The following is a 13,195-nucleotide window of genomic DNA, read 5'->3' as shown; positions in this document are numbered from 1 at the left end:
ATTATGCCGAAAAGTATATCATTAAACGATGGCTTACGCATTTTATTCATTTATTATGATTATTTGAGGTTTAGCCGTTGTGGCGGCAACCACCGTAAAATTGAGCGCAAATTCCGAAGTGTCTCCCAAACTGTCGTGTTGGGTTGCCGTCACCTTGTCACTAAGGGAAAGACCGCTGACAACCACGGTCCAGGCTCCGCTCCCATTTGCTTCCGTAGAGCCAAGATAAACTTTTCCCTCACCCTGGTTGTCCGCGCCGGGCGTTGGTTCGGTTTTGAATATCTCTATGACCGACCCGGCGGCGGCGGTCCCGGTCACAGTGGTATTCCCAGCCAAATAATTTGCCGAGCTGATCACCGGTTTTTGAATATCGTTGTTGCCGGTGGCTTCCAGCGAGATCCCCTTGCCGACATTGGCTTCCATCGTATTCCGGGTGATCAGGTTATAATTACATCCGGCGCCGACGCGGATACCCTGGTAAGCCGCCGTGCCGTTATTGGCAATATGGTTGTGCGGGCCTAAAACATTATATGAAGCAGCGGTAGCTAGACGAATGCCATGCTGTCCATTGCCCAGCGCCGCCCCGCCTGGCGCAACTCCAATATAGTTGCCCATGACTTCATTGGAATTAGTATTAGTATTGTAAACATATATTCCATTTCTAGTATTACCGGAAATAATGTTTCGCTCGTCAGTATCAGCCACCCCGTCGCCGTCAGTGCCGATGATGTTGTACTGCGCCCCACCGGCTATTAACATCCCTTCAAGATTGGCGACGGCGGCCGTCCCGGCGGCGTTGAGACCAATATAATTCCCTTTGACTTTGTTGAAATTTGAATTACCGACGATATACACTCCACCATTATTATTATTACCGGAAATAATATTGCGCTCATCAGCATCGGCCACCCCGTCACTGTTGGTACCAACAATATTGTACTGACCGCCCATAATTGCTATCCCGGTGGCATTGGCAACGGCAGCCGTCCCGGCGGGATTGAGCCCGATATAGTTGCCTTTGACTTCGTTGGAATTAGTGTCGGTACCGTAAAGCTGAATGGCGTGGCTACTGTTTCCGGAAATAATGTTCCGCTCATCGGCATCGGCCACTCCATTGCCGTCGGTGCCAATAATATTGTACTGCGGTCCGACGTATAGATATATCCCGACAGAATTACCGACGGCACCGGTCCCGGCGGCGTTGAGACCGACATAATTCCCCATAACTTTGTTGAACTTGGTAGTAACACTGCGCATATATACGCCGTTAGTATTGCCGGAGATCGCATTTCGTTCGGCGGCATCGGCCACTCCGTCCCCATCGGTCCCGATGATATTATATTGTGGTCCGCCGTATAAATATATCCCGGTATTATTGGCGACGGCGGCTGTCCCGTCAGGGTTAAGCCCGATATAATTGCCTTTGACTTCGTTGGAATTGGTATTAGTGCCGTTTAAATAAACCCCGTAATTAGTATTTCCGGAAATAATATTGCGCTCATCAGCATCGGCCACCCCATCACCATCGGTGCCAATGATGTTGTATTGGACCGCGTCAATTAAAAGCACCCCGGTGGAATTGGCCACAGCGGCTGTCCCAGCGGCGTTGAGCCCAATATAATTGCCTTTGACTTCGTTAGAGTTGGTATTAGTGCCGCTGAAATAAACCCCAGTCGTATTGCCGGAAATGATATTACGTTCATCGGTATCAGCCACCCCGTCGCCATCAGTGCCGATGATATTATGTTGCGCACCGGTACCTAGAGACACCCCATTGCCGTTAGCGATGGCGGCCGTCCCGGCGGCATTAAGCCCGATATAGTTCCCTTTGACTTTGTTGGAGTTTGTATCAGCAATAGTAATAGACACGCCATTACTCGTATTACCGGAGATAATGTTTGCCGCTATGACGTTGTACCGCGCCCCGGAATTTATAAACACGCCGTTAGCATTCGCAATTGCGGCAGACCCGGCGGCGTTCAGCCCGATATAGTTGCCCGTAACTTCATTCGAGTTTGTATTAGCGCCGTTGATATACACGCCGTAGAGAGTATTACCGGAAATTATGTTTCGTTCGGCGGATGTTGTGCCGCCAATAATATTATATTTGGCGCCGTTCCCAAAATAGATCCCTATACTATTAGCTTTAGCCACTTCACCGGTAACTGTTGTGCCCAGGTAACAGCCGCTTATTTTATTGTTTTGCATTCCGGCCACCACGTTCAGAAAAACACCATATTGGAAGTTATTGATCGCCAACCCTTCGATCGTACTGCCAACGCTTCCCAAAACGAGACCGTTGATCCCGCCAGTCCCCTGGCCGCGCAGTTCGATCTCCGGCCCGCTGGCGTTGGTGTCGCCGGTATAGCTTGTCTGTGAACCACCGTTAATGTAAACGCCGTCTCCGGTGATTGTCGGCAGGACCGTCAGCGGCGCTATTCTAAAGAAAGTCACGCCGCCTTCGGTCGTCGCTTCTCCGCTGGGAATGTTAAAGACGATCATGTCGCGCCCCGCCCTGGCATTAGCATCCAGGATCGCCTGGCGCAACGAACCGACCCCGGAATCGGCAGTGGTCGTGACCGTAGGATTCGTCGCGACCGTAAATGTTCGCGCGGCACTGTAGCTTCCCCAGTTGCCCGCCCCATCTTTTGCCTTTACTTCCCACTCGTGCAAGCCATCGGCTAAAACACCGGCGGCGTACGAGGTTGTCGCGTCCTGGGTGATGAGGGTCGTATCAAGATGGATTTCGTAGCTGGCAATGCCCGACAGGTTGTCCGTCGCGGCCTCCCAGGTCAGGGTCAGAGCGCCGCTGATCACCGCCCCGTCAGCCGGCGTCACCAGGGTCGGCGCGGAAGGCGCGGTTAAATCGGCGAGCGAAAACACCGCGTTCGATTCGTCGGTGACGAAAGTCTCTCCGCTAACCGCTTCGATCCTGACCCTGGCTTCGGTCGTGATAATATTCGGCGCCAGCCAGGCGTATGAAGTTGCCGCGCCCGAAACTTCGGACGAGATCGTTTGCCAGCCAATCGCTTCACTGGTCGTGTAATAAAGATTAAATGAACCCGGCGAACCGGTCGATTCCCAGGTGATGTTATGCGTCGATCCGGCCTCCCAGGTTTCACCGCCGTTGGGGGTCATTAAAGTGGCGGAAATGGGGACCTGGTATGTGAAACCGCTCTCTTTGGTGCCGACCTGGCCGTCGGGATTGACGACCGTCACCGCGACAACACCGGCAGCGCCGGCCGGCGTAGTCGCCGTTAAAGTGGTCAAATTAACATAACTAATATTAGTTGCCGATAACGCGGCAAATTTAACGTTGATTAGGTTGCTGTTCTCCGTACCTACAGCGGCCGTCGGCTCAACTGCCGCGTATTTCCTGACGCGGACATTGTCGACTTTGACTTCCGTCCCGGGCGTCCCCCAATTGCCATCCATTTCATAGCCAATCTTGCCGCTGGCATAAGTGCCGTCGGTAACGCTATTTTTAAGCGAGTCATCCACATAAAACTTCAAGCTCGAATCGGCGGCGGCTATTTTCCATTTATAAGTTTTGGAATTATCGTTGGTAAATGACACGCTGCTTAACAGGGTGTAGTTGGTGCCGCCATCATGCCGGCCGATAACCGCGGTGTCGCCCGATTCCCAAAGATCATAACCAGCGGTATAACCAGTCCCCGAACCGGCCGCGGGTGCAGCCCTGAAGGCCATACCGATGTCGTTAACGGTATTATTGGTCACTGGTTTAACGTCGGCTTCGGCAATAAAATCATTCAGGGCCGAGGTGGAATCGGCAGCCAGATAATATACGCTGCCGGCAACGGAAACCAGATCGAGCCAGCCAGCGGCCACGCTGACATTGGAGCCCGAACCGTAAGTGTTGCTGACCGTCCAGCCGTTGTAATTTCCGTCGCTGAAATCATCATAATACATGAAGGTCGCCGCCCCATCGCTCTCGGATGTGGCGGCTTGATCGCCGTAATGAAGATAAATCGTTTTATTGGTACTGCCGCCGATCGATGGGACTTTAACCCAGAACCTGGTCGACGCGCTGTCGGCCCCCGACTCCAGCCAGTAAGAAAGGAGCGTTTCATTATCTGCGTCATAAAACCGGACGTCGCCGCAATCCGAACGCATTTTACCGCCAGCGACCAGTGAGGCGGTCTCCAAGGTTACCAGAACTTGATAATTGGTCAGGGCCGAGCCGCCGGTGTTATCGACTATTACTTCCCGAGTATATTCGTTCGGCAAGAATCCGCTGCCGTAAATGGTTACGCTGTCCCCGCCGGCCGTCGATCCGCTTTCCGGAGAAACTGACGTAACAATCGGTGGAGGATAGAGGACGGTAAAACCGCCAGCCAGAGAACCCGATTGAGTATCCGGGTTAGTGACGGTGACCGTCCATTTGCCGGCCGCCGCCCCGTTCAGATCTAAATTACAGGTGATCTCCGTAGTGCCGGAAACCGAAATCCCGGTCGCGTTAATGTCCGTCGCGCCGCTTTTTGTCAGCTTGACAGTCGCCCCGCTGGAAAAAGCCCCCCCTCCAATCACTACCCCGATTAATGATTGATCATTCCGTCCATTCGAGGGGGAAATTGAGTCAATAACCGGAGGGGCCGCCAGGCCGACTGTAATCGAGAATTTGTTGTCAGACTCAGCCGTCCCGACCGCTTCACCGGAAACCGCTTCGATCCTAATCTTGACTTCAGTGGTGGCAATATTGGGCACCGTCCAAACATAGGAGCTGTCATTAACCTCGGTCGTGATCAAATTGGGGTAAGTTGCGCCGTTATCAACAGAGTAATACAGCTTGATAGTGTCGATCGCGCGGCCGTCGTTGGTCGCATACCACGTGATCTCGTAAGTGGAGTTGCCGGTCAGGCTTTCGCCACCGTTAGGCAGCTTAACGTAGACCGCCGGCGTGGCTGAAATTGTTTGGTTAAAATAATAAGCGCCCATATCCGCCCTGGAGCTGTCAGGATCAGGCGTTGAAGCCGGGTCACCGGCGTCAATACAGGGGGAATTAAACATCAGGTTGTAATCGTTACCAGTCGCATTCAGGAATTTTGCATCAGCCGATTTAGTCCCCGCCCCCGTAACACAACCGGACCAATTGGTATCATTAGAATAATCATTGTCATAGGAGGAATTCAGCGTTCCGCCGGTCCGATACAAACCAATCGTGCCTGTCGCGGAATAGCCGCCGACCTCTGAAGCAATGATGTTGTTTTTTGCGTTTAGCGTGCCGGAGATCAGCCGCATACCGACAAAGTTTTTGACTATCGTATTCTTCTCCGCGACAACCGTCCCGCTGGCAACAACAATGCCGGCGTTGCCGGTGTCATAAAAGCCTCTGACTTCATTGGAAGTAATTGACCCGTTGCCATTGGCGTAAATGCCATATACCCCGGCGGCATTATAGGCAATAAACTTATTGCTAAATATATTGTAATTTGAACAGGCGGCCGCCATCCCTAAGCCGTAGTCGGAAGTGAGGGTATTCCCCTCCAAGGTCATATTATTCGAAGAGCTCGGCAAGTGTATGCCGTAATCGGAAGCCCCGTTAGTCATGGTCATAATATTGTTCTTTAAGTACAATCCGCTAATCGCCCCGGTACCCAAGTAGAACAAGTGGGAAGCATTAGTGATGATATTCCCTTCCAGATAGCAATCATTTATTCCGGCGCCGGAGAAATAGATTGTCGTGTCGCCGCCATAAATAGTATTGCCGATCAATTTACCGCCGCTAGCAGCAAATAAAGCGCAGACATTGGCATCCAGCGCCTTGTAAATGTTGCAATTTTGCGCCAGGGCACCGGTGCTGTTCAAAACAACCACCGCGGTATTAACGCTGCCGTTAGTATTTCTCAAATATAATGATTCGATCGTGGATCCGGCATATATAATAACTGTATAATTCCCGTTCGATCCGGAATCGATCGTCGCGACATCGGTTAGATACGCCCGGACCTTTTTGTGTTCGTCGACCACGATCGGCCAGGTCTCGGTATTGTAAGTCCCTGCCATAACGTAGACCGTCCCTTCGGTGGAGGATAGCGCCCGACCTATCGTCCGCCAGGGGCTGACCAATGTCCCCACCCCGCTCACATCGTTCCCGTTCGGACTGACATATGATTCGGCGGTGACAGTCATATTTCCAGCAACCGCCGCATATGCCCCGCGGTTGCCGCCATCCTCGGCGGCAGCGCGGCAGGACGAGTTATTGAACAATTGATATTCATTACCGGCCGCTCCGGTAAAGTATGGATCGGCGATCGCGTCTCCGCCCTTATCAGTGACTGTCCCCGAGTAATGATAGCTGTTGTTGTAGAACGTGTTGTAGCGGGAGCTAACCGAACCGGCTGTTTGTAAAATGCCGTAACTGGTCAGCGGATAAGCACGCCCTACCCCGCTGGCGATGATATTGTTCTTGATCGTTGCATTGGCGCCCGCCCTGATGCCGACCGTATTTTTAACTATAGTGTTGTGGTCAACAACCGCAGAGCCAGCCGCAACAACAATGCCGCCGTAGCTGGTGTTCAGGTATTCCCTGACCTCATTAGAGCTAATTGACCCGTTGCCGTTGGCGTAAATGCCATAAACCCCGGCAGCATCATAAGCAATAAACTTATTGCTAAATATATTGTAATTTGAACAGGCGGCCGCCATCCCTAAGCCGTAGTCGGAAGTGAGGGTGTTCCCCTCCAAGGTCATATTATTCGAAGAGCTCGGCAAGTATATGCCGTAATCGGAAGCCCCATTGCGCATGGTCATAATGTTATTCTTTAGATACAAGCCGCTGATCGCGCCGGAATTCAGGTAGAACAGGTGAGAATCGTTGGTGATCGTATTTCCCTCCAGATAACAATCGTTGACCCCCGCTCCAGAGAAATATATAGTCGTATCGCCGCCATAGATCGTGTTGTCGATCAGCCGACCGCCGCTGGCCGTGAAATAAACGCAGACATTGGAATTCAGCGTCTTGAAGATATCGCAATTTTTAAAAGTCGCGTTCGCCCCATTCGGATTGACGCAGGCGACCGATCCGGTATTCCTGATCGAGAAGCCTTCGACCGTGGAATTCGCGCCCAAGGCAACCGTGTACACATTAGCGCCGCACTCGATCGTCGCCTGACGGGTTACTTGGGCGATCAAATAACGTCCGCCGTTTATGGTGATCGGGAAGGATTCGCCGGTCGCCGCGTTGTAGGTTCCGGCCGCCACGTAGATAGTTGAGCTGCTGGCCGACATTGTTGAGGCGTTAGTGATCGTTTTCCACGGTGTCGCCGGATTATTCGCTTCCGCGGTCGTCCGGCTGTTGTCGCCGCTGACCGAATTGACGTAGACGACATTCGCCGGGTAGGCCGGAGAAGCGATCGTAAAGATCGAATCAGACTCATCGGTCGCGGTCGTTTCCCCGATTGCTTCAATTCTAACCTTCGCTTCCGTTGTTGGCGTGTCGGGAACCAGCCAGGAATAGGTTCCGTCATCAGTTTCGTTGGTGACGATCGAAGTATAAGTTGAACCACCATCGATCGAATAATAGAGATTGATCGAGCTGACGGTCCCGGTCGTTTCCCAGGTTATGGTTTGGGATGTCCCGGCTTCCCAGGTTTCGCCGCCGTTGGGAGTTCGTAGCGTTACCGTAGCCGGAGCCACTGCAATCGCCCCATAACACCCCATATTTGTTCCTTCCGGGGTGCCGGCGCCGATACAGGGCGAGTTGGAGAGCAGGCGAAAATCATTGTTGGCCGGATCAGCGAATTGGGCGACCGCCGCGATCGTTCCGACACCGCTGGTCGTGTTATAGTAATTGGTCGCGTTACCGTAGACATCCGAATAAGTGACAGTGAACGTTCCGCTGGCTTTATAGATGCCGTTGCCGGTTGCGTTGGTCTCCTGGGTCGGATTGGCGCAAACGATGCAATTCTTGATATTGACCACCATGGTCAACACCTGCGACCCGTAAATACCGTAGTTAATAAAGCCGGAAACGGTGTTATTAAAAACATTGACCGTATATGAGTGCCATTCGTTCGCCAGCCGAATGCCGGTATCGAACCGACCGGAAACCTCGTTGGAAACGATCGAGACCACAAATCCTACGTCGCTGCCGCAGTAATATATCCCGTAATTATAATTCCCGCTCCCCTGCGCTTCGATCGTGTTCCTGCTAATTAAACAGGTCCCGCTCGCCCAGTCCACGACCGAACTAATCCCGTTACTGCTAGTCGCGCCGCTCTTTAAAGTGATCGTGTTCCCTTCGCAGGTCGCCCCGTTCACGAAAGAAAGATAGATCGCGGTGCTGGTATTCCCCTCCATGGTGATATTATTTCGCGCCAAATTCAGGCCGGGGAACCAACCGCTGCCAATCCCATAAGTTGCCGCGCCGATCCCCTTGGCCCCAGTCCCGCTGATAGAAATATTGTTGCCAGTGATCGTGGCGTTTTGAAAAATATCGCCATCGCTGTCGTGGCCATAATGAATCCCGTACGTATTATTGCCGGAGATGCTTATGGTATTGCCGCTGGCTCGGCCGTTCGAGCCATAGAGCCAAATCCCGTTATAAGCGGCTGTTATTTTATTATTTTTAACTTCGCCCTCTGCCGTTGTATACACGGCATAGTATGAAGTATTGGTATTGGCCGACCTGATGCTGAACCCGTCCAGCGTCGCCGGGCTCCGCAGGACCACTGCGTTAGCCGCCGCATTCTCCGCGTCGATCGTCGCCGCAGTCGTGGGCGCCGCAATCGACTTCAGGGTCCGGTTGGACGGAACATTGATCGGGAACGATTCGCCGGCGGCGGCGTTGTAAGTCCCGCCTGCGGCCTTGATCGTGGTCCCGCTCGCCGCCTGGGTCGCCGCCCAGGTAAGTGTTTTCCACGGGCCGTTGCCGGCGCCAAAAACTTCGGCCGTTAACCCGTTATAGGCATTGCTTCCATTGATCGGATCGACGTAATAATCAGAGGGCGGCCCAATGGTAAACTTGGCCGCCGATTCGTCGGCCGTGATCTCACCCGACTTGGCCGCTTCGATCTTGATCTTCGCTTCGGTCGTCGGTATATTTGGGATGAACCAGGCATAGCTCCCGTCATTTGATTCCCCGGTCACGATCGTAGTGTAACTGCCGCCGTTATTGACCGAATAATACAAGTTAATGCTCTCCGGGGTGCCGCTGGCTTCCCAGGTGATGTTCCGCCAGGCGCCGGCCAGCCAGTTCTCCCCGCCGTTGGGTGTTCTTAAGGCAACGGCAAGCGATTCCGTGTAAGTATAACCGCTTTCTTTTGTCCCGATCTGGCCGTCCGGGTTTTGCACGGAAACGGCAACCGCTCCGAGCGCGTGGGCCGGGGTTGTAGCCTGGATTTCGGTTGAACTGATAAAGGTCACTCCATCGGCTATCAGCCCGCCGACCTTGACCTCCAGCGTGCCGCTCTGTCCGGTCTCGGTCCCGCTGACGCTGACGGTCGGGACCGTGCCGTAAAGCCGATACTTATTGTTAAGATACCGCTCCGCCTGCTGCCGGTCGTCGGTGGACAAAGCGGAATTAAAAACCAGTAATTCCGTGATCTGCGCGTTGGAGAATTGGGCGGTCCCTTGATAGCCGTTAAGCGAGAGCCCGTTGGGGCCCGCCACTCCGTTGGCATTGCTGGCCAGGGAGGTCCCGTTATGGAAAATAGTCGACAACGAACCGGTCCCCTGGGCGGTATATAAATGCCAGTTCGTATCGGACGCGGACGAGGGATTATAGACCCATCCCTCGGCATAGAATTGATCTTTATTCCCGCCATAATAACCGGCCAGCCAATTGTTGCTCAAGCTGGCGATGACCCGGTCATTAGTCCCCCCGGTCTGCCGGGAAACGTAAGTTAAAGTGTAAGCGGGAGAAAAATTGGTGCTGTTGGTCATCGTTTGGTAGGTGGCGGCGGAAAATTGCACTGCCGGCAGGCCGTTAAGGATATTAACTTTGTAAAGCGGCTGTTTGGAGCCGGTGGCTTGGACGGCATTATTGTCATTGCCGCTTTTATCCGTCCAAGTGCTGACTGCCGTTCCGTCGACTGTCTGCCCGGTCCCGTCATTTGCCTTCAGCCACATTCGGTTGCTCGATCCGGCCAGGACCGGGAAGACATTGTTCAAATTGCTTTGCGAGGTCAGGACCGGATTACCATAGGTCAGGTAGATCGTCTTATTCCCGTTCGGGACGGTCGGAACTTTAACCCAAAGAAGGGTTGCTTCGCTATTGATCCCCGACTCCAGCCAATAGTCCAGAACGGTTAATCCATCTGAATCTTTAAAACGGATATCGCCGCCGTCCGAGAGCATCTTCCCGGCGCTGATCAGGGAAGCGGTTTCCAACGTGACCGGAAGCTGGAAATCGGTCAGCTCCGAACCGCTGTTATTGATCGCGACCGCCCGGGAATAGGACGGCTCGAAAAAATATTGACCGCTGACCGTGATCGCCGTGCCACCCAAGGTCCTGCCTGATTCCGGCGAGACCGCCGAAACGGTCGGCGGCGGATATTTAACGGTAAAACCGCCCGGCAAACTGTCGCTTTGTAAATCGGGGTTGGTCACCACAACCGTCCAGGCTCCGGCCGCCGCCCCGGTCAAATCAAAGTTACAGGTGAGCTGGGCAGAGCTCACAAAGGAAACGTCGGTCGCATTGATATCTGACTGCCCGGACTTGGTCAGCTTGACCGTCGCTCCGGAAACAAAATCATTTCCCAAGATTGTGACGCCGGTCAGGGTCCCGTAGTTGATCCCGATGGCCGGATCGACCGAATTAACTGTCGGGGGAAGATTGTAAGTATAGGCGCTTTCTTTGGTGGCTATCTGGCCGTCCGCATTGACTATCGTAACCTCGACCACTCCGGCAGAGTGAGCCGGAGCAGTGGCAACCATTGTCGTAGAATTCAGATAGCTTACGTTGGTCGCCTCAACTGTTCCAAAGCGAACCGCTAACAACCCGCCGGCGCCGGTTTCGGTTTCCGAGACAGCCGCAGTCGGCTCGGTCGCCGCGTATTTGCGGACGCGGATATTGTCGAAATAAGCGAGCGCGCTGCCATACATAATAAAGCCGACCCCTCCGGAATTATAACTTGAATTCAAGGTAAAGCTGGCCGTTTTCTGCAGAGCGCCGGTAGATTTTAGATAGTAGTTGATCGTAACGTCGTTGCCATTGCTTAAGATCTTAAAGTTATACCAGGTGTTGCCTGTCGGGGTCCAACCATAGCCGGTTTCCGACGCCCGCGAATCGATCCCGCCGTAATGCCGCCACCTTTCGCCGTTGCTCCAGTAGACGTCATAATAATAATTTGTTTGATAGGAATTATAGATCAACCCCGGATAACTGAAGGTATTTATCCTCATATCTCCTTCGTAAATATAACTCGACCAGGATCTCGTTTTGGTGATCAGGGCGGTCCGCTGATAAACCTTCAACCGATTGCTGCCGTCGTATGATTCGACCGTTGCCGGCCCCGACTCGTCATAGTTCCATTTGGTTGTGGTATCCAGAGCGCCGGAGTCAAAATCGTCATAAAAGTCAAAAGTATCGGCGGCGCTGCTCTGGCTGACCAGCGATAGGTCGCCGTACGTGACGTGGATCGTGCTGCTGCCGGCCGGGATCGACGCCACTTTGACCCAGAAACTGGACACGCCGGTTTCCGTCGTTGCCAACCAGTACGGAATGACCGCTTCGTCATCGGCCAGGAAGCGGATGTCGCCGCGATCGGAGCGCATCTTGTTGGCGGCAATCAGCGAATCCGTCTCCATGGTGACCAGGAGTTGATAGTTAGTTAAAGTTGCCCCGCCATTATTAATGGCGATCGCCCGGCTGTATGTTCCCGGCAAAAAATTAGCGCCGCTAATCGTCACCCCTATCCCACCGGCCACCGGCCCATTATCAGGCGAAAGTGAAGAAACGGTCGGCGGCGGGTATTTAATAGTGAAACTGCCGGTCCCGGTCTGGGTGTCAGGATTGGTGACAACGAGAGTCCAGGCGCCGGTCGCCGCACCGTTAAGATCGAAATTACAGGTGATTTGCGCGGCGCTGACAACACTGACCGCGGTCGCATTGATATCGGTTTGGCCGTCTTTTACTAATTTAACGGTTGCGCCGTTCACAAAATCGGCGCCATAGATCGTCACCCCGATGGCCTGGTTATTATTTCCGATATTGGGCGTGATCGAACCGATCGACGGAGCCAGCGGCGTGGTCAGGATAAAAACGGCATCCGATTCGTCGCTGACCGTCGCCGCGCCAAAGCCGAAGACTTCAACCTTAGCTTCGGTCGTGGAAACGGGCGGAACGGACCACTGATAAAGGCCGTCGTTTGTTTCGCCGGAGGCGATTAAACTATAGGACGACCCGTTATCAATGGAATAATAGAGATCGACGGTGTCGATCACGCCGGTCGTTTCCCAGGTTATATTGTAATAATTCAAGCCGTTCCAGGTTTCGCCGCCGTTGGGAGAATAAAGGATTATGGAAGGGGCATTAAACGGAAAAGCTCCCATATCGGTCCCTTCCGGGGTACCGGTCCCGATACAAGGGGAAGTCCCGGTCAAATGAAAATCACTGCCGGCGACATCATAAAACAGCGGATCGGCCGAGATCGTCCCGACCCCGGAAATCGTCGCCGGCGACCAGTTGGTGACATTATTCCAGATGTCGTCGTAAGTGGAGCTGACTGTTCCATTTGTCCGATAAATGCCGTAACTGCCGGTGGCAGGGGTAGAACCATCCGGCTTGTTTGATATTATATTATTATAGGAACTGATGGAATTATTGGCGGAAACCGAATATAACCCAACATAATTCAAGACAATGGTATTGTTAATTATCTTAACCGGATTGCCGGTGTAGTAAGTATTGAGATAAACTCCGGCGTAACCGTTGCTGGTACTATTGTCTCTGATCACGTTGTTGTGAATATCGACCAGCTTCCCGCCGCCGCTCTGCCCCCAGCTATCGAGCCAGATCCCATGGTAATAATTGCTCCTGATGGTTGAGCTTTCGATCGTCACGTTGCTGTTGGAGGTCATATAATAAAGATAGATTCCGTAAGTGCCATTGTTAATATCACAGCCGCTGATCAAGCCGCCGGTGTTAGTCCCAAATTGCCCGTCGTAGAAGACCGCGGTCCCCCGGCTGGCCGCCTTTCCCCCGCCGATCAGCTGTGAATTCAAGAGCTTCGTC

General features: G+C 53.2%; 1 protein-coding gene. It reads right to left on the bottom strand.

Going from position 1 to position 13,195, the window contains the following annotated elements:
* Positions 1 to 42: 42 nt before the first annotated feature.
* A complete protein-coding gene (locus WC772_08160; protein ID MFA6170719.1) occupies positions 43 to 13,185 on the bottom strand; it encodes a DUF2341 domain-containing protein in 13,143 nt (4,380 codons plus the stop codon).
* Between the last annotated feature and the right edge of the window lie 10 nt (positions 13,186 to 13,195).

It is taken from the genome of Candidatus Margulisiibacteriota bacterium, assembly GCA_041661965.1.
Lineage (GTDB): Bacteria > Margulisbacteria > WOR-1 > O2-12-FULL-45-9 > XYB2-FULL-48-7 > XYB2-FULL-45-9.
The sequence above is the reverse complement of the archived record's forward strand: the minus strand, read 5'-3'. Positions and strand labels throughout refer to the sequence as shown.